This window comes from Macrococcus epidermidis (assembly GCF_003259695.1).
Taxonomy (GTDB): domain Bacteria; phylum Bacillota; class Bacilli; order Staphylococcales; family Staphylococcaceae; genus Macrococcoides; species Macrococcoides epidermidis.
On the sequence record NZ_PZJH01000004.1, the window covers coordinates 136,580 to 158,941 of the forward strand.

22 protein-coding genes and 1 riboswitch are annotated in these 22,362 nt (G+C 35.4%); of the genes, 14 read left to right on the plus strand and 8 right to left on the minus strand.

Annotation, left to right across the window (positions count from 1 at the left end):
• The first annotated feature begins 38 nt into the window (after positions 1-38).
• Positions 39-1,673 (plus strand): peptide ABC transporter substrate-binding protein, encoded by a 1,635-nt coding sequence (locus tag BHU61_RS09675; RefSeq protein WP_111716472.1) that lies wholly within the window; start codon positions 39-41, stop codon positions 1,671-1,673.
• Positions 1,674-1,717: 44 nt separating this feature from the next.
• Here the strand turns inward: BHU61_RS09675 and BHU61_RS09680 are convergent, their stop codons facing one another.
• The 5 genes from BHU61_RS09680 to BHU61_RS09700 form a co-directional block, all read right to left on the minus strand.
• A complete protein-coding gene (locus tag BHU61_RS09680; protein WP_111716473.1) occupies positions 1,718-2,635 on the minus strand; it encodes a DUF6612 family protein in 918 nt (305 codons plus the stop codon).
• A gap of 80 nt (positions 2,636-2,715) precedes the next feature.
• Positions 2,716-3,402 (minus strand): ABC transporter permease, encoded by a 687-nt coding sequence (locus BHU61_RS09685; RefSeq protein WP_111716475.1) that lies wholly within the window; start codon positions 3,400-3,402, stop codon positions 2,716-2,718.
• A 1-nt stretch (position 3,403) separates the two neighbouring features.
• On the minus strand, positions 3,404-4,318 hold the full coding sequence (locus tag BHU61_RS09690) for an osmoprotectant ABC transporter substrate-binding protein (RefSeq protein WP_111716477.1): 915 nt from the start codon (positions 4,316-4,318) through the stop codon (positions 3,404-3,406).
• Position 4,319: 1 nt separating this feature from the next.
• Positions 4,320-4,964, minus strand: a complete 645-nt coding sequence (locus BHU61_RS09695; protein ID WP_111716479.1) for an ABC transporter permease — start codon at positions 4,962-4,964, stop codon at positions 4,320-4,322.
• Positions 4,965-4,966: 2 nt separating this feature from the next.
• Positions 4,967-6,097: a betaine/proline/choline family ABC transporter ATP-binding protein gene (locus BHU61_RS09700; protein ID WP_111716481.1), complete on the minus strand. Its 1,131-nt coding sequence runs from the start codon at positions 6,095-6,097 to the stop codon at positions 4,967-4,969.
• Between the two features lie 119 nt (positions 6,098-6,216).
• On the opposite strand from BHU61_RS09700, the gene BHU61_RS09705 reads away from it, so the two are divergent.
• Together BHU61_RS09705 and hutG are read left to right on the plus strand one after the other, a co-directional pair.
• Positions 6,217-7,674 (plus strand): FAD/NAD(P)-binding protein, encoded by a 1,458-nt coding sequence (locus tag BHU61_RS09705; protein ID WP_111716482.1) that lies wholly within the window; start codon positions 6,217-6,219, stop codon positions 7,672-7,674.
• Positions 7,675-7,676: 2 nt separating this feature from the next.
• Positions 7,677-8,645: a formimidoylglutamase gene (gene hutG, locus BHU61_RS09710; protein ID WP_170122526.1), complete on the plus strand. Its 969-nt coding sequence runs from the start codon at positions 7,677-7,679 to the stop codon at positions 8,643-8,645.
• On the opposite strand, the gene BHU61_RS09715 is transcribed toward hutG, so the two are convergent.
• Complete coding sequence (locus tag BHU61_RS09715; protein ID WP_111716486.1) at positions 8,605-9,489, minus strand: LysR family transcriptional regulator; 885 nt, start codon at positions 9,487-9,489, stop codon at positions 8,605-8,607. The genes hutG and BHU61_RS09715 overlap by 41 nt on opposite strands.
• Positions 9,490-9,612: 123 nt before the next feature.
• On the opposite strand from BHU61_RS09715, the gene BHU61_RS09720 reads away from it, so the two are divergent.
• The 7 genes from BHU61_RS09720 (at position 9,613) to ribH (ending at position 17,668) form a co-directional block, all read left to right on the plus strand.
• On the plus strand, positions 9,613-10,887 hold the full coding sequence (locus BHU61_RS09720; RefSeq protein ID WP_111716487.1) for a YjiH family protein: 1,275 nt from the start codon (positions 9,613-9,615) through the stop codon (positions 10,885-10,887).
• Between the two features lie 20 nt (positions 10,888-10,907).
• Entirely contained in the window at positions 10,908-12,557 is a 1,650-nt protein-coding gene (gene hutU / locus BHU61_RS09725) for a urocanate hydratase (protein WP_111716489.1), read from the plus strand.
• Between the two features lie 54 nt (positions 12,558-12,611).
• Positions 12,612-13,841 carry an imidazolonepropionase gene (gene hutI, locus BHU61_RS09730; RefSeq protein ID WP_111716491.1) on the plus strand — a complete coding sequence of 410 codons (1,230 nt, stop codon included), beginning with the start codon at positions 12,612-12,614 and terminating at the stop codon, positions 13,839-13,841.
• A 259-nt stretch (positions 13,842-14,100) separates the two neighbouring features.
• Positions 14,101-14,227: riboswitch (FMN riboswitch) on the plus strand.
• A gap of 136 nt (positions 14,228-14,363) precedes the next feature.
• The gene (gene ribD / locus BHU61_RS09735) at positions 14,364-15,413 is read left to right on the plus strand and encodes a bifunctional diaminohydroxyphosphoribosylaminopyrimidine deaminase/5-amino-6-(5-phosphoribosylamino)uracil reductase RibD (RefSeq protein WP_170122527.1); all 1,050 of its coding nucleotides are present in this window, start codon (positions 14,364-14,366) and stop codon (positions 15,411-15,413) included.
• Positions 15,394-16,017: a riboflavin synthase gene (locus BHU61_RS09740; protein WP_111716494.1), complete on the plus strand. Its 624-nt coding sequence runs from the start codon at positions 15,394-15,396 to the stop codon at positions 16,015-16,017. The genes ribD and BHU61_RS09740 overlap by 20 nt, the downstream gene beginning before the upstream one ends.
• Positions 16,017-17,207 (plus strand): 3,4-dihydroxy-2-butanone-4-phosphate synthase, encoded by a 1,191-nt coding sequence (ribB, locus tag BHU61_RS09745; RefSeq protein ID WP_111716496.1) that lies wholly within the window; start codon positions 16,017-16,019, stop codon positions 17,205-17,207. The genes BHU61_RS09740 and ribB overlap by 1 nt, the downstream gene beginning before the upstream one ends.
• On the plus strand, positions 17,204-17,668 hold the full coding sequence (gene ribH, locus BHU61_RS09750; RefSeq protein WP_111716498.1) for a 6,7-dimethyl-8-ribityllumazine synthase: 465 nt from the start codon (positions 17,204-17,206) through the stop codon (positions 17,666-17,668). The genes ribB and ribH overlap by 4 nt, the downstream gene beginning before the upstream one ends.
• Before the next feature lie 123 nt (positions 17,669-17,791).
• Here ribH and BHU61_RS09755 read toward each other — a convergent pair whose 3' ends face one another.
• Both BHU61_RS09755 and BHU61_RS13685 read right to left on the minus strand, forming a co-directional pair.
• Positions 17,792-18,781, minus strand: a complete 990-nt coding sequence (locus tag BHU61_RS09755) for a proline dehydrogenase family protein (protein WP_111716499.1) — start codon at positions 18,779-18,781, stop codon at positions 17,792-17,794.
• A 169-nt stretch (positions 18,782-18,950) separates the two neighbouring features.
• Complete coding sequence (locus BHU61_RS13685) at positions 18,951-19,082, minus strand: hypothetical protein (protein ID WP_275542454.1); 132 nt, start codon at positions 19,080-19,082, stop codon at positions 18,951-18,953.
• A 161-nt stretch (positions 19,083-19,243) separates the two neighbouring features.
• Between BHU61_RS13685 and BHU61_RS09760 the strand changes: the two genes are divergently transcribed.
• From BHU61_RS09760 to BHU61_RS09775, 4 genes are all read left to right on the plus strand, one after another.
• A complete protein-coding gene (locus BHU61_RS09760; RefSeq protein ID WP_111716501.1) occupies positions 19,244-20,338 on the plus strand; it encodes an AAA family ATPase in 1,095 nt (364 codons plus the stop codon).
• Positions 20,339-20,349: 11 nt separating this feature from the next.
• Positions 20,350-21,075 (plus strand): nicotinamide riboside transporter PnuC, encoded by a 726-nt coding sequence (pnuC, locus tag BHU61_RS09765; protein WP_111716502.1) that lies wholly within the window; start codon positions 20,350-20,352, stop codon positions 21,073-21,075.
• A 74-nt stretch (positions 21,076-21,149) separates the two neighbouring features.
• Positions 21,150-21,524 carry a VOC family protein gene (locus tag BHU61_RS09770; protein WP_242444246.1) on the plus strand — a complete coding sequence of 125 codons (375 nt, stop codon included), beginning with the start codon at positions 21,150-21,152 and terminating at the stop codon, positions 21,522-21,524.
• Positions 21,525-21,599: 75 nt separating this feature from the next.
• Positions 21,600-22,262, plus strand: coding sequence for an NAD(P)H-dependent oxidoreductase (locus tag BHU61_RS09775; protein WP_111716506.1), 663 nt, complete (start codon positions 21,600-21,602; stop codon positions 22,260-22,262).
• Positions 22,263-22,362 lie beyond the last annotated feature (100 nt).

Sequence of the window (22,362 nt, forward strand, 5' to 3'; positions counted from 1 at the left end):
TTTTAAGTTAGTACTTTATTCATTTAGGGGGAGAAAGCATGAGGAAGAATTATTCATGGTTAATTGCATTTGTATTAGTATTATCAAGTGTACTCGCTGCATGTAGTGGGGGCAGCGGCGATAAAGATAGTAAGGGGAAACAAGTATTAAATTTAGTAACATCATCTGATATTCCATCGATGAACTCAGCGCTGGCTACTGATATGGTAAGTTTCCAGATGTATGAGAATGTTATGGAAGGATTATATCGTTTAGATAAAGATACGAAGCCGGTTCCAGCATTAGCTGAAGGAGATCCAAAAGAAACAGATGGTGGTAAGACGTGGACAATTAAATTACGTAAAGATGCAAAATGGTCGAATGGAGATCCTGTTACAGCGAACGACTTCGTTTACGCATGGAGAAACGTTGTAGATCCTAAGACTGCTTCAGAATATGCTTTTATTATGTATGATATTGAGAATGCTCAGGAAATTAACAAAGGTGAAAAGAAACCTGAAGAGCTTGGTGTTAAAGCAATCGATGATAACAAACTTGAAATTAAACTGAAAAATAATCAGCCATATTTCAAAGGATTACTCGCTTTCGGAACTTTTATGCCTAAAAATGAAAAGTTTGCTAAAAAATTAGGGGATAAATATGGTATCGATGCAAAATCAACGTTATACAACGGTCCATTTAAAATGGCAGAGTGGAAAACAGAAGAAAGCGTAAAGCTCGTTAAGAACGATAAATACTGGGATAAAGATAAGGTGAAGTTAGATGAAATCAACTATAAAGTGATTAAAGATGTGCAAACTGGATTGAATTTATATGAAACAGGTAAAGTGGATTCAGTGGGTGTATCTGCCGAAAACGTAGATAAATATAAGTCTAATAAAGACTTTAAAACAGAATTATCTGCAGCGCAATCATTCTTCAGAATTTCTTATAAAGGTGATCATAAGAAAGAATTATCGAATAAAGATTTACGTTTAGCATTAGCGAAATCTATCGATAAAGATAAGTATGTGAAGAACAATTTAAATAACGGATCTGTAGCGTCAAATCAATTAACACCAAAAGATGTCTATAAAGGACCAGACGGCAGTGACTTCTCTGAAATTGCAGGTGGAGAAAACTTAAAATTTGATAGAGAAAGTGCTAAAGAAGACTGGAAAAAAGCGAAAGCTGCTTTAGGAGTCGATAAATTAGAGTTAGAATTATTAACAGTAGATATCGATACAGCGAAAAAAGATGCTGAGTACTTTAAAGAGCAGTTAGAATCTAACTTAGATGGTTTAACAATTAAGATTAAACAACAACCATTTAAACAAAAATTAGATTTAGAGAAAAAAGGGCAGTATGATATTTCATATGGTAACTGGTTCCCGGATTATGCAGATCCAATGACATTCTTAGATTTATTCTTATCAACTGAAACAAATACTGGATATAATAATCCGGCTTACGATAAGTTAATTGAAGATGCAAAAGGGCCGTTACTGAAAGACCCTGAAGCACGCTGGAAGGCTTTAGGTGAAGCAAGTACGATGTTACTTGATGATGCAGCTTTAATTCCGGTGATTCAACGTGGATCAGCATTTATGGATAAACCATATGTGAAAGGCGTTGTCGTAAACAGCTCTGGTATTAATAACTATAAAGAAGCTTACATTGAAGGCAAGAAATAAATAAAACTACCTTGAGGAAAAACCTCAAGGTAGTTTTTTTGATATTATTTTGCTTCAGTTGATGTTTCAGTAGAAGAACTGTTCATTTTGTCCTGCATTTCTTTTTGATACTGTTCATATGTTTTAGCATTTTTTACATCGGCAGGAATATTGATATTATCAACATTATTAAATTTATCGTAACTTATATTTGTGATATTTTTTATAACTTTATCCTTAATTGTCATTTCAACATCTCTTTTAGATGATGTAACTAAGTAATCTTTATTAAAATATACTGTTTCAGAACCTTTAATATCTTTTAATTGCTTTTCAATTGATTTAACTAGGTCATCTGCACCGATATTTTTGGCAACCTTTTTATAATCTTCTATATTTTTGTACGTCATTGTTAAAGAGTATCCATCTTTTGTTTCTTTATATTGTGCATTTTTATAAATATCTAATGAATTTACGTATGATAGGTACTCAATTTGATCAATCTGTTTTTTGACTTCTTTACCCATGATTTTAGTAACGTCAATAAATTGTTTACCATCTTGGTTTACTATTACCTTATCATCAAATAAGTACATTAAAGATTTTTGGTTATCATTAGTATTTTCTACTTTTATTATGTTATTGGCATCTGAAGCAACATCTATAGTTGCATTATTTTTAGTTCCATCTGATTCCATAGTTGCACTTAAAGAGGAGTGATAACTCTTAATATCTTTACCTGCATCTTTTGCCTTTTCAATTAAGTCTACAGCATCTTTGTTTTCTTTAGTTGTATCTGCTGTTTCAGAGGTAGTTTCTTTACTTTCAGTAGTTTTAGCTTTTTCAGTTGCTTGATTATCAGTATTAGATTTTGTTGATTCAGTCTTAGCTTTATCTTCAGTTTTATCGGTAGAATCATTGCCACACGCTGCAAAAATTAAAGTCGTACTAAGTAATGCTGATAATAAATGTTTTGATTTCATAGAAAAATCCTCCTTAAGTCATTAAATAAATCATAGCACAAAACTTTAATTTATTAAAATAAGACTTAAGCAGGATATTATTATCTGTCTTGTGGTGCTTGTTTCAACACTTTATTACGTTTAATCGGATCGAGACGTCGCTCAATAAATCCTAAAATGATATCTGCTAATACAGCCATAATAGCAGTAGGTAATGCGCCGGCTAGTATAATAGAAGTACCATTTGTAGCATTTGTACCGCGGATGATGATATCACCAAGACTCGGTGCACCGATAAATGAACCGATTGCTGTTACACCGATTGCGATAACGAGTGCGATACGAATACCAGCGATAATAACAGACAGACTTAAAGGCAGTTCGACCATTGTCAGTAACTGACGTTTTGTCATACCCATCCCTTTACCTGCATCAATTAAGTGTGTATCAACAGATTTAATACCTGTATACGTGTTCTTGATGATAGGAAGTAATGAGTATAAGAATACAGTTGTAATAACAGTCGTTTTACCTAAACCTAACGCTAACATCAACAAAGCGAGTAGGGCGATTGCTGGAACGGTCTGTATAATGTTTGCGATAGCAATAACAGGAGCTACTAAACGTTTATGACGCGCAATCCATATACCAATCGGAATACCGACAAGTGCACCTAGTAGTACACCGTAGATACTGATTAAGAAATGATCGATAAACAATTGAAATACATAACCCGCATTATCCTGGAAGTAATGGATGAATTGTTCGAGTGTATTCATTTTTTCCATCTTATTTACCTCCTTCAAAGTAGTTATGCTTTTTCAGATATGCTTCAGCCACAACAGCAGGTTCTTTTAAGTTGTTATCTACTTCGTAGTTTAGCTTCTGCATTTCTTCTGTTGAGATTTTGTTTTTCATTGATTCTAATATTGATTTGATTTCAGGATGTTTCTTTAATAATGCATTACTAGCTACAGGATTAGCGTCATAAGGTGGGAAGAAATGAAGATCATCTTCTAAGATTTGAAGATCATAACTTTGAATACGACCGTCAGTTGTATAACCTAGCACAACGTCCATCTTGTTTGCATTAACTGCTTCGTATACGAGACCAATTTGCATCGGCTTAGTATCCTGAAAGTCAAAGCCATATTTCTTTTTAAATCCTTCGTATCCGTCACCTTTACGTTTCATCCAAGAAGAGTCGACACCTGCTCTAAGCTTAGATGCCACATTCTTTAAATCACTTACTTTTTTGAGATGATACTTTTTAGCTGTTTCTTTGGTTACCATGAAAGCGTAAGTATTTTCAAAACCATATGAATCAAAGTAGTGCTGATCAAAGTCTTTCTCAAAAGCTTCTGTTACGACTTCTCTTGCTTTCTTGGGATCAGTGATAGGGTCTTTACCTAAAGCACCGGTTAAATCTGTACCTGTATATCTTCCTGCTGATACGTTCGCATCTCCACGAACCATAGCTTGATGTACAACAGTACCTGAGCCTAGATTATTGATGATTTCTACAGGTAGATCTGTATCTTTTTCTACAAGTATCTTTATCATATGTGCCAAAATCTGATTTTCAGTTGTATAAACTGAAGCAATCTTAACTTTATCTGTATCATTTTTATTAGAACAAGCTGTGAGTGAAATAATAAGTATCATCACACTCAACAATAAGATAGTTTTATTTTTACATTTCATATTATAAATCCCCCTTTGTTACTTTTAAGCCTTTTGGGGTCGTATAGTTTTCAATTACTGCAAGAATTAAATCTGTTATAAGTGCTAACAATGTCACGAGAATAGCTCCGGCAATGATTAATTTTGGCTGGAATAAGTTCAACCCATTAAAGATAAAGTCTCCGAGTCCACCTGCACCGATATATGATGCGAGTGTTGCCCAACTGATTGCGTAAACTGCTGATAACCTAATACCACTCATTATGACTGGTACTGCAAGCGGTAATTCTACCATTCTGAGAATTTGGTTAGATGTCATTCCCATCGCGCGTCCAGCTTCTTTCGCATCTTTCTTTACAGACTGTATACCTAAATATGTGTTATTTAAGATCGGTAATAACACATATAGGAACAATGCGATTACTGCTGGTAGTGTTCCAATACCAAAGAATGGAATCATCATCGCAAGTATTGCAAGTGATGGTACGGTTTGTAATACACTGGTGATAGAGAGTACAACTTTCGCTAATTTATCTGACTTCGTAAGCAAGATGCCAAGAGGTACGGCAACGATTATTGCTGCGAGTAGGCTCAGTAGTGATATTGAAATATGTTCAATCGTCTTCGTAAAGAGTTCGGCTTGATTATCCTTTAAAAATTCAATCATGTTTATGCCTCCTCTTCCTCGTTACCCCAAATTGTGTCATACACGATATCTACTAAGTTGGCACGTGTAATAACACCTAATAATTTATCTTGTTTATCCAGTACAGGGATGACGCGTATGTTTCTTTTCAGTATCGTTCGAACAGTATCCTGAAGGTAAACCCCGGTGCGTACGAAATATACTTTATGGTTCATAATGCGCGATAAACTTAAATGTTTTTTATGTGCTTCCGATAAGTCTTCAATATCAACATAACCGACAAGTACATTTTGATCATCTACAACAAACAGTGTATCTACACGTTTTGTTCTCATAAGATTAATCGCTTCACCTATTGATTTTTCTGGTGTGATCGATATTGGCTTATTCATTGCTTCATCAACAGTTTTAATATTTGGCGTTGTTTGGATTAACCTGTTTTCTCCGATGAAATCTTTTACGAAATCGTTTGCTGGATTGCGTAATATGTTATTTGGCGTGTCGATCTGAATCACTTCACCATGACTCATAATCACGATTCTATCCGCAAGTTTAATCGCTTCGTCCATATCATGCGTTACCATAATGAATGTTTTATTAAATTTGACTTGCAGTTCTTTTACTAAATCCTGAAGCGTATCTCGTGTAATAGGATCTAATGCACCAAAGGGTTCATCCATTAAAATGATTTCCTGATCTGCAGCGAGTGCGCGGATGACACCGATACGTTGTTGTTGTCCACCTGATAGTTGTGATGGATACATATCGAGATAAGATACGGGAAGGTCTACAAGTTGAATCAATTCTTCTGCCTTTTTATTTTTTTCTTCTTCTGACCATTTGAGAAGTTTAGGAACAAGCGTAATATTTTCACGGATTGTCATATGAGGGAGTAATCCAATTTGCTGAATAACATAACCGATGTTTCTACGTAATTGTACGGGGTTCATATCTTTAATGTTCTTTCCGTTCAATACAATTGAACCACTTGTCGGTTCAATCATGCGGTTAATCATGCGCATTGCGGTCGTTTTACCTGAACCAGAAGTTCCGATGAAGGCGATAAACTCACCTTTCTCGATTGTCATATCTAGCTTGTTGACTGCCTTTTTTCCGCCTCGATATACTTTCGAGACATTGTTGATTTCTAACATAATGTCACCTCTAATTGTTGTTTTTGCAAGATAAATATATTTGTTTATGATTAAATCCCGCTCATTAAGTTTGTTTACCCTATTTTTTGATAATATATATATAAAAGGAGGAACTTTTTATGAAAATTGCAATAGTAGGTACAGGTGTAGCAGGTGTAAATGTCCTTAAATACTTATCAAAAAGTAAAATGGATGACTTCAAGGTGATTTGTTTCGATGATCAGAAATATTTAGGAAACGGTCGTGCGTTTCAATATGATGATCCGGAATTACTCATGAATTATCCTGGTAATTTAATTAGCATGAAACCGAACAAACCGGATGATTTTGTGAAGTGGATTGCCAAAAATGAAGATGTGATTCAGTTAGAGATACATAAAGAAGATAATGAAAATAAATCTCAGAATCAATATTATTCAAGGCAGTTATTCGGTAAATATATGACAGATCATTTTGAGAAATTTGCTAAGAAGAAAAACGTCAAGATTGTCAGTAATCATGTAAGGAATATTGAACAGATTGATAACGGTTATCTTGTCTCAACACAGGATGAGACATTTGAAGTCGATGCTGTGTTTTTATCACCAGGTCAGTTCGGTCCGATGGATCCTTATCAACTGATTGATACGCCGAATTATTTCAAATGGCCATACCCGTTAAATCGTATAAATATTGAACCGGAAAAAGACTATGCGGTAATCGGGTCAGGGCTATCTGCTGTTGACATTGTTCGATATTTTACACCGGAATTAAAAACGAAGCTTTATCTTGTGAGTAGGGATGGTAAAGTACAATCTGTACGTGGAGAGATGGTAGAAATAACATTTAAATATTTAACGTTATCTCAATTAGAGAAGATAAAATCAAAGCATAATGGCTTCCTGCCTTTAGCAGAATTAAAAGCTTTATTTGACAAAGAAGTTGAATATCATAATATTAATGCGGATAAATTATTTAATGTAAGTCGTGTAAACCCATTGCGTGCGATGACATTCGATTTAGCAAATCCTAAAGAAGTCGGATATCTTCAATCTTTCGTCTTAGAATTAACAAGAACAGCGCCTTTAATCTGGCCGTTTATGACAAAGTCGGACAAACAATATTATAAGGATCATTACGCTGATGTGATTACTGCCTATTCAAATCCAATGCCGGAAGCTACAGCAGAAGCGATGATTGAAGGCATTAACAACAATACGATTGAAATTTTAAGTGATATATCATCAGTTGAATATAAATATAATAAATATAGAATTCATACGAAACAAAAAGAAATTCGCGTGCACTATGTCATTAATGCAACAGGTCCAGCGAAAGATTATAAAGATGCGATTGAACCTAATCAACTTATCGAAAATCTTGTGGATCAAAACTTGTTGATTACGCATCCAGATGGTGGTTTTTATGTAACACCAGTCAATAATGAAGTGATAAGTGCAAAAGGTAAGTTAGAGCATTTTTATTTACTTGGCCAAAGATCAGGTGGTGTCAATATTTATAACAATGGTATCGTTGAACTTGCTGAAGAAGCGAAACGTGTTGTTAAAGGCTTTGTACAACATACGAAGGGGGAATAGTGGTGTATACAAAGGGCGATGAAAATTTATGGACTGGTAGAATTGATGATACTGAAAAAAGAGCGCATTTTAGAAATTTTCAGGTTGTGGATGTCGTTGATCTTGAAGAAATAGATGATAATCGTGAAAATGAACAAATAGAAGATTATGCACCTCAATATGATGTCGGTATACTTGGATATGCCGTTGACCGTGGCGTGTACTTAAATCAAGGTCGCATTGGAGCACAACAGGGACCGGATGCAATAAGAGAAAAATTTGGCAATATGGCTTTGATGAACGATATAACGATTGGTGACTTTGGGAATATATCGACTGATGAAACCTATGTTGAAAACGTGCAAATTGAATATGCGGATATGATTAAGAAAAGCCACTCACTTGCGAAGTTTCATATGTTATTAGGTGGCGGTCATGATATTTCATATGCGCATTACAAAGGATTAAGACAGATTTATCCACATCAATCCATTGGTGTAATTAATATTGATGCGCATTTCGATTTACGTGATGCAAAATATGCAACAAGTGGCACAGGGTTTAAGCAGATTATAGATGAAGATCCTGAAGCAGGTTATCTGGTACTTGGCATTCAGCAAGCAGCAAATACACAGCATCTGTTTAACATTGCAAAGGAACGTGGTGTTGAATATGTGCTCGCTGAACAGATTGATCAGGACAGTACAAACGAATGCATCGCATCATTTATTGATAAATATGATGTCATTATGCTTACGCTATGCCTTGATGTGATTGATAGTGCATATGGACCAGGCGTTAGTGCACCTTGTAGCTTTGGATTAAGTCCAAAGCAGGTGTACCGTCTGATTTTAGAAGTATTGAAGTATGATAAAACGCAACATATCAGTATTGCTGAAATGAACCCGGAATATGATATTGACGGACGTACAGCTAAAATGGTCGGTCATATTATGTTTCATATACTGCATCGAAATTCCAATATTGAATAAACCTATCAATTAAAGAAAGTACTCTTGATGAGTGCTTTCTTTTTTTGTGATAGTTGATATAAATCGTACGATTAATTGTTGGTTCGATTTTATGGGCAGTGAGTTGGTTTGCATTAAAGGATTGATAATATATTTTGGGAACAACTGCATATCCTAAACCGTCATGCACAAAATTAGATGCAGTATCGAAACGATCGACTTCCATTACAATATTTGGTCTAATTGCATGGCGATTAAAATAATCGTTTAAATGTTGTCTGACTTGAAATGATTCATTCGGTAATATTAACGGCAGTTGGTCTAATGTAACGACTTTATCCGCCAAATCATTTTGATTTCCTAAAATAATATATTCTTCAGTGTATAGAGGAAGGGAATTAATCGCTTCATCATTGATTAACTCATTTGTAATTGCAATATCCACATCATAGTTTATCAGTGCTTTTAAAGAATCTCTCACCGAAAGAATTTCTTTAATTTGATATCGCTGTGATTCAAATTGATTTGCGTGATTTTTGACGACTTGTGATACCCATCGATTTGTTGATTCCAATATACCGATCTTTATTTTAGGGAAATCACTCTCGTTCAAATCATACATCTTTTCAACAGTATGGTGATAAGCTTTGACAATTTCTTTTGAATACTGATAGAACAATATGCCTTTTTCAGTAATTTTGATTGCTTTTGTCGAACGTGTAAGAAGCGCATATCCTAATTCTTGTTCTAATTTTTTTATTGCTGTTGTTAACGATGGTTGAGCGATGTGAAGATATTCTGCAGCACGCGTGAAACTATTGTGTTCTACAACGGCGATAAAATATTCAAAATGCAGTATTTTCATATAATCTCCTTTTATTAATAGATTGAAACTATTAATTATTAGTTTATTGATATTAGATATCTATATGATAACAAATTATAATGAAAATGTAGATAGAATATTCAGAAAATGAGGAGGATGTAGATGTGGAGGTTTTATGTTTATAGCATCATAGGTATTATTTGTTTCTTTGTTCCAATCACAATTGGAGAGAATAATACGATTATTATCGATCATATCGTGAATTGGTTAAAAGTAAGTTTAGCACCAGTGTTACCATACTATGTATTGCTGTTAATTATTGTTGGAGCGATTTATCCATTTTTAAATGGTAGCTGGAAGAAAAGTTTTACTGATCTATCATTTACAATATTTAAGATTCTAGGAGTAATTGTTGGTTTCATGGTTGTATTTGAAGTGGGTCCAGAATTTGTTTTGTTACCTGATTTAGGACCATTTTTATTTGAAAAATTAGCGGTTCCGTTAAGCTTATTGATTCCAATAGGATCGGTATTTCTCTCTTTACTTGTTGGTTATGGATTACTCGAATTTATCGGTGTACTTTGCAGAAAGTTTATGAGACCGGTATTTAATACACCAGGTAAATCAGCTGTTGATGCTGTAGCTTCTTTTGTTGGTAGTTATTCAATCGGATTGATAATTACTAATAAAGTATATAAAGAAGGACATTATACACATAAGGAAGCAGTTATCATCGCAACAGGGTTTTCAACTGTATCTGCAACTTTCATGATCATCGTTGCAAAAACTTTAGGAATTATGGATCACTGGAATTTATTTTTCTGGAGTACATTGGTTATCACTTTTATAGTGACTGCGATCACTGTTCATATTCCGCCGATTAAATTTGAATCGAATAAAACATATAATGATATTCCTTATAAAGAGGAGATAAGTAAAGGGATGCCTTTATTGAAAGAAGCATATTCAGAAGCAAAAGAGGCCATAAAGCATGCGAACACATTACTACAAAACATCATTATTAACATTAAAGATGGTGTGGTCATGACGATGGCGATTATGCCTTCAATCATGTCGATTGGACTTCTGGGTTTACTCGTAGCGAAGTATACACCAATTATTAAATATGCATCATTAATATTCTATCCGATATTATCATTATTCCCTGGTATTAACGTTCCTGTTCTTGCTGAAGCATCTACACTTTCAGTCATTGAAATGTTATTACCGGCAGCAATATCTCAGGATGCAGATTTGATAACGAGATTTACGACAGGTGTTATGAGTATCTCGGCAATTATTTTCTTCTCAAGTGTAGTACCTGTTATCATTTCAACTGATATTAAGATTCCAATTTGGAAACTTGTTGTTATCTGGTTTGAAAGAGTCGTATTAACATTATTAATCACAATTCCATTCGCATTATTCATTTTTTAATATAATAGGAGGATTTTATGATGAGAAATATTAGAGCAAAGAAAGGTTTAGAGATTGAGTGTAAAGGATGGGAACAGGAAGCTGTTCTTCGTATGTTATATAATAATTTAGATCCAGAAGTAGCAGAACATCCAGAGAATTTAGTTGTCTACGGCGGAATCGGTAAAGCAGCACGTAACTGGGAAAGTTTTGATGCAATCGTTGAAAGCTTACGCAACTTAGAGAAAGATGAAACTTTACTTGTCCAGTCCGGTAAACCTGTCGCAGTGTTTAAAACTCACGATCAGGCACCACGTGTCCTGTTATCAAACTCAGTATTAGTACCTAAATGGGCAAACTGGGAACATTTCAATGAATTAGATAAGAAAGGTCTAATGATGTATGGTCAGATGACTGCAGGAAGCTGGATTTACATTGGTTCTCAAGGTATTGTTCAAGGGACTTATGAAACGTTTGGTGAACTTGCAAACCAGCATTTTAATGGTGATTTAAAAGGTACGATCACATTAACAGCAGGTCTTGGTGGTATGGGTGGTGCGCAACCTTTAGCTGTAACGATGAACGGCGGTGTTGTGATCGGTATCGATGTTGATGAATCACGTATTGATAAGCGTATCGAAACACGTTATTGTGATGTTAAGACACATGACGTAGATGAAGCTATTCGTTTAGCGAATGAAGCGAAAGCAAAAGGGGAAGCGTTATCTATCGGTTTAGTAGGAAACGCTGTTGATGTATACAAAGCATTACTCGAAAAAGATTTCAAAGTTGATATTGTCACTGACCAAACGTCAGCACATGACCCGTTAAATGGTTACGTGCCTGTAGAGTATTCACTCGAAGAAACAATTGAGTTACGTAAGACAAATCCTGAAGAAGTTGTGCGTTTAGCGAAGCAATCAATGGCGAAACACGTGGAATACATGCTTGAATACAAAAATCGTGGTGCTGTAGCATTCGATTACGGAAACAATATTCGACAAGTTGCTTTTGATGAAGGGGTTAAAGATGCATTCAGCTTCCCTGGATTCGTTCCTGCTTACATTCGCCCGCTATTCTGTGAAGGTAAAGGACCTTTCCGTTTCGCAGCATTAAGTGGTGACCCAAAAGATATTGAACGTGCAGATGAAGAGATGAGAAAGCTATTCCCGGATAATAAGAAATTGATGCGCTGGTTAGATTTAGCAAGTGAGAAGATTGCGTTCCAGGGATTGCCTTCTCGTATCGCTTGGCTTGGCTATGGTGAACGCGCTAAAATGGGGTTAGCATTAAATAAACTTGTTGAGACAGGTGAAATTTCTGCACCAATCGTAATTGGTCGTGACCATTTAGATGCAGGTAGTGTTGCAAGTCCAAACCGAGAAACTGAAAGCATGCAAGATGGTAGTGATGCAGTTGGTGACTGGGCAGTATTGAACGCTTTAATTAACACTGCAGCAGGTGGATCATGGATTTCATTCCATCATGGTGGTGGTGTGGGCATGGGTTACTCGCTACATGCAGGAATGGTTGTTGTTGCAGATGGTACGAAGAATGCTGAAGAACGATTACAACGTGTGTTAACAACTGATCCAGGTATGGGTGTAGTGAGACACGTTGATGCAGGATACGATATTGCGATTGATGTTGCGAAAGAAAAAGGTATCAACGTACCGATGTTAGATAAATAAAATAGTTTAATACTGATATTAAACTATCAATATATATTTGAAAGGATGTAGAAAATGAACGATATCATCATTCAGAATATTAGTGAACTGATCTTACCAAAGAAAACAGAAAAGCCGCTTAAAGGTGCTGAACTTGCTGAGCTAAAAGTAATTGAAAATGGTACAGTTGTGATAAAAGATGGCAAGATTATATATGCCGGTGAATTTAGCGAAGACTTTGAGGCTAAAGAGACGATCGATGGAATGCATAAAACTGTGTCTCCTGCACTTGTTGATGCCCATACACATTTAGTACATGGTGGTTCACGTGAACATGAGATGAGTTTAAAGCGTCAAGGTGTTTCTTATCTTGAAATTTTAGAACAAGGTGGCGGAATTCATTCGACGGTGAAAGCTACGCGTGAAGCATCTGAAGAAGAACTATTCGAGAAAGCTGAGCATGAATTACTACGAATGATTCATCACGGCGTACTAAGTGTAGAAAGCAAGAGTGGATATGGCTTATCTTTAGAACATGAGTTAAAGCAACTGCGTGTATCTAAACGTCTTCAGGAGAAATACGGCATCAATATGAAACACACATATCTTGGACCGCATGCAGTACCAAAAGATAAAGATAGTGAAACATTTATTGATGAATGTATTAAAGATCTACAGGAAGTTAAGGATATTGCAGATTTTGCAGATATTTTCTGTGAGACAGGTGTATTTACAATAGATCAGTCTCGTAAATATATGCAGGCAGCAAAAGCTGCTGGTTTACCTGTTAAGATTCATGCAGATGAAATCGACCCGTTAGGTGGATTAGAGTTAGCGATAGAAGAAGAAGCAATTAGTGCTGATCACCTTGTTGCAGCAAGCGAAAAAGGTAAGCAGATGTTAAAAGATAGTGATACAGTAGCTGTATTATTACCAGGAACAACTTTTTATTTAAATAAAGAAGAATATGCAGATGCTCGCGGCATGTTAGACAACAATGGAGCAATTGCGATTGCAACGGATTATAATCCGGGAAGTTGTGTTACAAGTAATTTACAGATGGTAATGAGTATCGCTGCGCTTAAATTGAAATTATCTCCAAAAGAAATCTGGAATGCAGTAACGGTTAATGCAGCGAAAGCAATCGGTGTTGACGCAGGTACGATCGATGCTGGTGATGCAGCGAATCTAGTCATCTGGCATGCAAAGAATCATGAATATATCCCTTATCATTATGGAGTGAACCATGCAGAAAAAGTAATCCATAACGGTAAAGTGATTGTGAATAATCAATTTAAATTATAATTTCAGAGGCTGGGACAGAAGAGGTCTGCCACAAGCAAAAACCGAACAAAACTAATAAATTGTTCTTTGATTTATAGTTTATGTTCGGTTTTTGTCGCAGGGGCAACTTCTGTTCCGCCGTTTAAGCTGTTAAAAAGAAGAGAGCCTAGATTTATGTATCAAACGCTTTAAATTTTTCGATGAATTAAATTATTTGCATTGATTTTTCATACAATCTTCGCTATGATGAAATTGTCTTAATTGACAGACAAGTTAATAACTATTCTTTCGGGGCAGGGTGAAATTCCCAACCGGCGGTGATAGTCCGTGAGCTGATAATATATATTTGATGCTGATTCTGTGAAACTCAGAAACCGACAGTATAGTCTGGATGGGAGAAAGAATAAGGTGCCATTTTGATGGTTTATTTGTTGATGCATAAATTCTGCAAATACTATTATCATGGTCTTATTTATTGAACCTAAAATACAAATGCCCAAATCTTATGATTTGGGCATTTTTTTATAGGAGATGAATAATAACTTGTATTTAGATAAAGCATTTGAACTTGTTCAATGGACGGATGGTCAAACAGGCAGTAATCCAGCTGTTGGTTGTATTGTAGTAAAAGATAACAGAATAGTAGGTATTGGTGCACATCTTACGGAAGGTGAAGCACACGCTGAAGTGAATGCACTGGATATGGCTGGTGCGCATGCAGACGGTGCTACGCTTTACTGTACGCTCGAACCGTGTAGTCATTTTGGTAAAACACCGCCATGCACACAAAAAATTATTGATAGTGGTATTAAACATGTTGTGTTTGCAGTACGTGATGAATCACTAAACTCTGGTATCGATGATATGAAAGCACACGGGATACAAGTAGAACAAGAGTATATAAGTGAAATTTACGACTATTATCAGCCATTTTTTAAAGCGAAGCTGCACAAATTACCATATACGATATTAAAGATGGGTGTAACGCTTGATGGAAAGACAGCAGATGATAGTGACGTTAGTAAGTGGATTACTAATGACGCATCAAGAAATCATGCACACCGTGTCCGTTATGCCAGCGATGCCATACTAGTAGGCTACAATACATATAAACATGACCAGCCAACTCTTGATAGTAGAAACTATAAAGATAAATGGATCAGGAAAGTTGTTATTTCTAATGGATTATTCGAAATCAATGACAAAGATAATAATGATTATGATAAATCACGATTAATCGTTGTGACGACAACTAAACAGTCGATTGATGGTGTTACGGTAATTGTACTCACTGATCTACATCCTGAAACCATTTTAGAAGCTTTATATTTACATAAAATTAACCGCATAATTATAGAAGGCGGTATGCAGACGATGCGTTCGTTTGTATCTGCCAGAACTTTTGATGAAATACACCAGTATATTGCCCCGAAAATTTTAGGTGGATCCTCAAAGCATCAATTTTTAACAACTGATCAACCTTCACAAATGTCAGAAATTACTGACCTTTCTCTTGTCTCTGTTAAGACTTTCGACCAGGATGTATTACTGATTTACAGAAAGGATGATGTTGATGTTTACAGGCATCATTGAAGAAGTTGGTGTCATAGCACAACTAAATAAACAGGGTGATACTACCTTTATGACGATTGAGTGTAATCGTATTATAGAAGACATGCACATTGGTGATTCTATCAGTGTAAACGGTGTATGTCTTACAGTCACAGCCTTTAATCATTCGAGCTTCAATGTGGATATATTAGAAGATACGCGTGCTATTACGTTGTTTCGAAATATGAAGCAAGGTACTAAGGTAAATTTAGAACGTGCATTATTACCGACAACAAGGCTTGGTGGTCACTTTGTAAGCGGGCATGTCGATACGAGTCTCGTTGTAGAAAGCGTAAAACACATGGAAAAGACAATGCAGTTAAAGCTCAGACTTCCAGATGAATTTCGTAAATTTGTTATACCGAAAGGCTCGATCGCAGTTAATGGTATATCTTTAACGATATTTAAATTAGATCATGCAATTGAGCTGAATATTATACCTGAAACGGTAAGAAGTACGATGCTGTCAGAACTTAAATCAGGTGATAAAGTACATATTGAATTCGATATGTTAGGAAAGTATATATTGAACAGTAAACAAGAAGAAAGTGGTCTTTCTTTATCTAAATTGGAGATGATGATGTAATGTTTGATGCTATTGAAAGTGCATTAGAAGATTTGAAGGCAGGTAAGCCAATTATCGTGGTTGACAATGAAGATCGTGAAAATGAAGGTGACCTTGTAGCGATAACAGATTTTATGACTGAAGATACGATAAATTTTATGATTACACATGCTCGAGGATTGGTGTGTGCACCAATATCTGCAGCGTTAAATGAGCGCTTGAATTTACAGCCGATGACATTTAATAATCAGGATCCAAATAAAACTGCATTTACCATTAGTATCGACCATGTTTCAACGACCACAGGTATCAGTGCATTTGAAAGATATTGTACGGTGAAGGCATTGGCGGACCCAAATGTTACTTTGAGTGACTTCAATCAACCGGGACATGTATTCCCGTTAATTGCTAAACCGAACGGTGTCCTTGAACGTGTCGGACACACAGAAGCATGTGTAGATTTAGCAAAACTTTGTGGTGCAACCGAGACAGGTGTAATCTGTGAAATTATTAAAGATGACGGAACGATGGCAAGAAGAGATGATCTTGCAATATATAAAGAAGAACATCGATTAAAGATGATAACTATTGCCGATTTAGTTGAATATATAAAACGTGAAAAGCCACTCGTAACACGCGAAGCTAAAGTAAATATGCCAACTGAATTTGGTGACTTTACGATGTATGGGTTTAGTGAGATTTATAGTGATAAAGAACACGTTGCATATGTTAAGGACTATAGTGGTGTTCCGGATATTCGAATACATTCTGAATGTCTGACAGGAGATGTGTTCCATAGTAAACGATGTGATTGCGGGATACAACTAGAAAAAGGCATGCAGCATATTGAAGAAAATGGCGGTATTTTAATCTATTTACGACAAGAAGGCCGTGGCATCGGACTGATCAATAAACTAAAAGCATATGAAAAGATTGAACAAGGACTTGATACAGTTGAAGCCAACCATGTATTGGGATTTGACAGTGATATGCGTGATTATGCTGTTGCTGCTTCAATATTAAAGGATTTAGGAATAGGTAAAGTGAATCTCATGTCAAATAATCCGAGAAAGATTAACGGATTAGAGCAATATGGCATAGAAGTTGAAACGAGAATTCCACATCAATTTCAAAGCAATGCAATAAATAAACATTACCTAGAAACGAAAAAAGAAAAATTAGGACATTTACTGGAGGAGAAATTAATATGAACTATAGTGCACAATTAACAGGACAAGGCTTAAAGATTGCAGTTGTTACATCAAGATTTAATCATTTTATAACAGACCGTTTAACAGAAGGTGCGGTTGATACGTTAGAAAGACATGGCGTAGAAAGTGAGAACATTGATACTTTCTTAGTACCTGGCGCGTTTGAATTACCATTTATCGCAAGTAAACTCGCTCAAAAGAAAAAGTATGATGCAATCATTACTTTAGGATGTGTGATACGCGGTGCGACAACACACTATGATTACGTATGTAATGAAGCAGCAAAAGGGATTGCTAAAGCTGGAGAATATGGAACACCAGTAATATTTGGTGTAGTTACAACTGAAACAATCGAACAGGCGATTGAAAGAGCAGGTACGAAAGCAGGTAATAAAGGTGGAGAAGCGGCAATCGGTGCAATCGAGATGGCAAATCTTAATAAGATGGTTGAATCTATCTAGTGCGAAATTGGTGAAACCCCAATTTGGAGTGCGAAATCTAGTGCGAAATTGGTGAAACCCCAATTTCAAAACCTCAAAAACAAAAAAGACCGTGAACACAATTTGTTCACGGTCTTCAAACGATTATTTCTTAAATAATTTTCTTAAAACTACAAGTCCAGCTAAAGCTGATCCTGCAACAATCGCACCACGCTCTACTTCAGGTGTAACGATTGATTTATAAACTAATTGTAAGTTTTGTGGACGTTCTGCTAAACGTCTCATAAAATAACCATACCAGTCTTCACCGTAAGGTACATACGTACAGAAGTTGTAACCAGAGTTTGCGATTTCAACTTGTAACTCAGAACGGAATCCATATAACATCTGGAATTCGATTAAATCTTTATTTAAGTTATGTTGCGCGATAAACTTCTTCACGTGATCGATAATATTATGATCATGTGTTGCAATTGAAGTCATTGCTTTAGCGTTTAATAAACGTTGTTCGATAATTTTGATATAGTTTGCATCGATATCTTCTTTAGATTGGTAAGCAACAGATGCATCTTCTTTATAAGCACCTTTAACTAAGCGTAAACGTACATCTTTATATTTCTCGATTTCTTCAGTTGCACGGAATAAGTAAGCTTGAATTACTGTACCAACATTCTTAAATTCACCTTTTAAACGATCTAACATTTCAAAAGTTTGAACTGTATGATTGTAGTCTTCAGTATCCATGTTGATGTGCATGTTACCACACTCATGTGCTTTTAACAGAATTTCACGTACATTTTCGTAACAGAATTCCGGATCTACATCTAAACCGATTTGTGTTAACTTGATAGACATATGTGCATCTACACCAGCATCATATAATGCCTGGATCATCGTTAAAATATTGTTCTTTGCTGCTGTTGCTTCTTCTTTAGAGAAAACAAATTCACCTAAATTATCAACAGTTGCAGAAATGTTTTGTGCATTTAATGCACGAATTGATTCGATTGTTGTTTTAACATCAGTTCCAGCAACAACTTTGTTAGCACCTAATGCTAAACCATACTTTTTTGCAGCTTCATTTAAAGTTGCGTTCTCACTTAAAGCAATAAAAAAATCTCTTGATAATCCCATCTATTGTTCCTCCTTAATTATAGTAATCATCTGATTACACTCCCCTAATAGGATAATCATAATGAAAACGCTTTTAAAGGTCAAAGGAAAATTTAAATAATCATAAAAAATTAAGTATCATTTAACACAAAATTCACAAAAATTTCACTTTTTAATCAAAGAAAAAAGCTTAGTCATTTGACTGAGCTTTTTTCATATCTGCGACGAATGTTTTTTCGATAGGTTCGTTACTAATTTTTATAAAATGGGGTAAAGCTAAAAAGATAGATAATACGATGATTAATTTTTTTATAAATTTCATAACGCGCCTCCTTCATATTTAAATTCAGTTTATACTTTGAATATGAAGAAGCAATGAATTATATGTAAAGTGTTTATATAGAAATTGTAAATAATAATAAGATAGATAATTATCGTATAATTGCTATAATGATATTAATTTACATAAAAGGGGTAAGACAGATGAGAGATTTAGGAATTTATTTTGGTACGTTCGCACCGTGTCATGTTGGACATCTGGAACAGATTATTAGAGCGAAACGTGAAAATGCGCATGCGTTAGTAATTGTTTCTGGATATGATGGCGATCGTGGTGATTTAGCAGGTATGAGTTTAACAAACCGTGTGAAGGCAATGCGTGAATTATTAAAGGATGACACGAATGTTACTGTTTTAACATTGGATGAAACGAATATTCCACGTTATCCTGACGGTTGGGGTCCATGGCTTGCTTTACTTCAGGAAAAGATTGAAACAGCAGCAAAAGAAAATGACTATGCGATGGAATCTGTAACATTTTATGTTGGTGAAGAAGAATATATTCAGCCGCTTGATGAGTATTTTAAAGGTGAATTCAAATCAAGCGACGTTCAGATTACGAAAGTGGATCGTCGTATCACTGGTATAAGCGGAACTTCTATTCGTGAGAATCCAATATTAAACTGGGATTTTGTAACGCGCCCATTCAGACGTTTCTTTGTACAGAATATATTGATTATCGGAACGGCAAGCACGGGTAAAACAACACTCGTACGAGATTTAGCACGCCGTTATTCTACTTCGTATTCATTAGAATATTCAAGAGAATACCAGACGACACGCCAGGTGCGTGATGATGAACTTGATATTAAAGACTTACATGCAATCGGAATTGGTCAGTTTGAACTAAATCGTAAGCATATTCATTCGCCAGGTACACGTAAAGTATTCTTTGCAGATACAGACGTAATGACAACAAAACTTTATACGAAATTATATGCACTACCAGAAGATTACGAAAAAATTGCACCGGTCTTTGATTATTATATTTCTTTACAGACGTGGGCATTGATCATCGTATTACCTCCTACGACGCAGTATGTCGATGATGGTTTCCGTGATATGAGTATGGCGGATCAGAAAGCACGTCTTGATATGCATCAGATGTTCTTAGATGAAATAAAATATCAAGGACTGGAAGATAAGATGGTTGTGCTTAAAGGGGACAGCTTCCAGGAAAAATATGAAGAAGCACATCGTCTTGTAGATGAAATTTTAGCAGATGGAAAAGATAACTAAGGAGATGGGGTATGTTTTTAATTAAAGATTTTAGAGGATTTACGAAATATGAAAAAATATTTTTTGGGTTATTTTTATTAGCGCAAGTAGCTATTCTTGTGTATTTCTTTATCAAAACGAAGGATATTGACTGGATTAACGTCATAGCAAGTATTTCTGGTATCCTATGTGTGATCATGAGTGCGAAAGGTCGTTTAAGTACGTTCCTATACGGTTTAATTCAGGTCATCACATATGGCTGGATCAGTTACCAGGCAAATTTAATGGGTGAAGTTTACTTACAGGTTGTATTTGGTGTATTCCAATTTATCGGTTTATATGCATGGATTCGTAATATGCATACGTTAAGCACACCTAAAGTTGAAGTTCAGGAAGTTGATACGAAAGGTTTAACAGCGATACAATGGTTAATCACTTTATTGCTTGGCGGAGCTTTTTACTTCGCATTTGCTAAATATCTTGAAAGTATAAAGTCTGGTCAACCATTTCTTGATGCCTTAAATGTCAGTTTAAATTTAACTGGTCAAGTATTGATGTCACTTCGATTTAAAGAACAATGGTTCTTCTGGATTGTTGTTAATATCGTATCTATTACACTTTGGGTGAGAAAAATGATGCATACTGGTGCAATCGATGCGACAGGTGTTACAATGGTTGTGATGTGGATTGGATTCCTGATTAATAGTGTATACGGATACTACTACTGGAAGAAACTTCAGATTGAAACACAACAATAATTTTTTATTCTCTCTTATATAAGGGAGAATTTTTTATATTTCATATATAATGGATAAAAAAGGGGGAGATACAGATGAAATTACAAAGTGTGATGCTTTATGTTAAAGATCAGGCGCAGGCGGTTAAGTTCTGGACTGAGGTTATGCAGTTTGAAATCATTAATGAGTCGGTGCTAATAGAAGAATATAAATCTTATGAAATTGGTGCGACGAAAGAAAGTGAAACGACGATTGTGTTATTTGATAGAGCATTTATCGAAAAATATAGTCCTGGAGTAACACTTGATCCACCATCATTAATGTTTGAAGTAGATGATTTAGAAGCATTATATAAGCGAATGAAGTCAATGGATGTAACAGTAGGTGAGCTTGTTGAGATGCCGACAGGTAAAGTATTCAACTTCTCAGATTTTGAAGGTAACTACTTTGCGGTAACACAAAAGCATTAATTTAAGACTCGGTTGAGTCTTTTTATTTTGATTTTAAACATAGGCGTTGTATATATAATGTAAGAGGTGACAATAATGGATAAATCAATAATCAAGGAAGAAATATTAAAAGCACATCATTTTAGACATGCTGCAAGACAATATAATGAAGTGAAAATTCCTAAAGAGGATATGGATTTTATTCTGGAAGTGGCAAGACTTAGTCCATCTTCAGTGGGTTTAGAGCCGTGGCGATTTATTGTATTGGAGAATGAAGAAATAAAGAATAGCATTAGCGATGTAGCCTGGGGTGCAAAGAAACAACTGGCGACTTCAAGTCATTTCGTATTGATTTTAGCGCGAAAGGATGTACGTTATGATTCGGAATATTTTATTGAGCATTTTAAACAACGTCAACCGGATGAAGATAAATTAAAGCGTATGTTATCGATCTATGAAGAATTTCAGACGGAACATATTGAAGTAGTAGATTCAGAGCGTGCTTTATTTGACTGGTCAAGTAAACAGACATATATTGCGCTTGGGAATATGATGACTGCTGCTGCACAAATCGGTATTGATTCTTGTCCGATAGAAGGGTTCGATTATCGTAAGGTAAATGCTATTTTAGAAGAAGCGGGTATCATCGATCGTCAGAAAGAAGGAATTTCCGTAATGGTTTCGTTTGGTTATCGAAAGTTTGACCCCCGACAGGAAAAATCTAGAAAGTCTGTTGACGAAGTGATTCAATGGTTCTAAATCAACATAACCAGTCATTTGTAAATTCTTTGTAAATGTAACTGAGTAATCTTTAAATAATCTTAATATTGATTATTCCTTTTCAATGATAGAATAAAAA

Bases quoted from the DNA above. Each gene is read 5' to 3' on its own strand.
- BHU61_RS09700 (WP_111716481.1), bottom strand. From the start codon at position 6,097: ATGTTAGAAATCAACAATGTCTCGAAAGTATATCGAGGCGGAAAAAAG.
- hutU (WP_111716489.1), top strand. From the start codon at position 10,908: ATGAGAAATATTAGAGCAAAGAAAGGTTTAGAGATTGAGTGTAAAGGA.
- BHU61_RS09740 (WP_111716494.1), top strand. From the start codon at position 15,394: ATGTTTACAGGCATCATTGAAGAAGTTGGTGTCATAGCACAACTAAAT.
- BHU61_RS09685 (WP_111716475.1), bottom strand. From the start codon at position 3,402: ATGGAAAAAATGAATACACTCGAACAATTCATCCATTACTTCCAGGAT.
- BHU61_RS09705 (WP_111716482.1), top strand. From the start codon at position 6,217: ATGAAAATTGCAATAGTAGGTACAGGTGTAGCAGGTGTAAATGTCCTT.
- BHU61_RS09675 (WP_111716472.1), top strand. From the start codon at position 39: ATGAGGAAGAATTATTCATGGTTAATTGCATTTGTATTAGTATTATCA.
- BHU61_RS09715 (WP_111716486.1), bottom strand. From the start codon at position 9,489: ATGAAAATACTGCATTTTGAATATTTTATCGCCGTTGTAGAACACAAT.
- BHU61_RS09690 (WP_111716477.1), bottom strand. From the start codon at position 4,318: ATGAAATGTAAAAATAAAACTATCTTATTGTTGAGTGTGATGATACTT.
- BHU61_RS09720 (WP_111716487.1), top strand. From the start codon at position 9,613: ATGTGGAGGTTTTATGTTTATAGCATCATAGGTATTATTTGTTTCTTT.
- BHU61_RS09770 (WP_242444246.1), top strand. From the start codon at position 21,150: ATGAAATTACAAAGTGTGATGCTTTATGTTAAAGATCAGGCGCAGGCG.
- BHU61_RS09695 (WP_111716479.1), bottom strand. From the start codon at position 4,964: ATGATTGAATTTTTAAAGGATAATCAAGCCGAACTCTTTACGAAGACG.
- ribB (WP_111716496.1), top strand. From the start codon at position 16,017: ATGTTTGATGCTATTGAAAGTGCATTAGAAGATTTGAAGGCAGGTAAG.
- BHU61_RS09760 (WP_111716501.1), top strand. From the start codon at position 19,244: ATGAGAGATTTAGGAATTTATTTTGGTACGTTCGCACCGTGTCATGTT.
- hutI (WP_111716491.1), top strand. From the start codon at position 12,612: ATGAACGATATCATCATTCAGAATATTAGTGAACTGATCTTACCAAAG.
- pnuC (WP_111716502.1), top strand. From the start codon at position 20,350: ATGTTTTTAATTAAAGATTTTAGAGGATTTACGAAATATGAAAAAATA.
- BHU61_RS09755 (WP_111716499.1), bottom strand. From the start codon at position 18,781: ATGGGATTATCAAGAGATTTTTTTATTGCTTTAAGTGAGAACGCAACT.
- ribH (WP_111716498.1), top strand. From the start codon at position 17,204: ATGAACTATAGTGCACAATTAACAGGACAAGGCTTAAAGATTGCAGTT.
- BHU61_RS09680 (WP_111716473.1), bottom strand. From the start codon at position 2,635: ATGAAATCAAAACATTTATTATCAGCATTACTTAGTACGACTTTAATT.
- BHU61_RS09775 (WP_111716506.1), top strand. From the start codon at position 21,600: ATGGATAAATCAATAATCAAGGAAGAAATATTAAAAGCACATCATTTT.
- BHU61_RS13685 (WP_275542454.1), bottom strand. From the start codon at position 19,082: ATGAAATTTATAAAAAAATTAATCATCGTATTATCTATCTTTTTAGCT.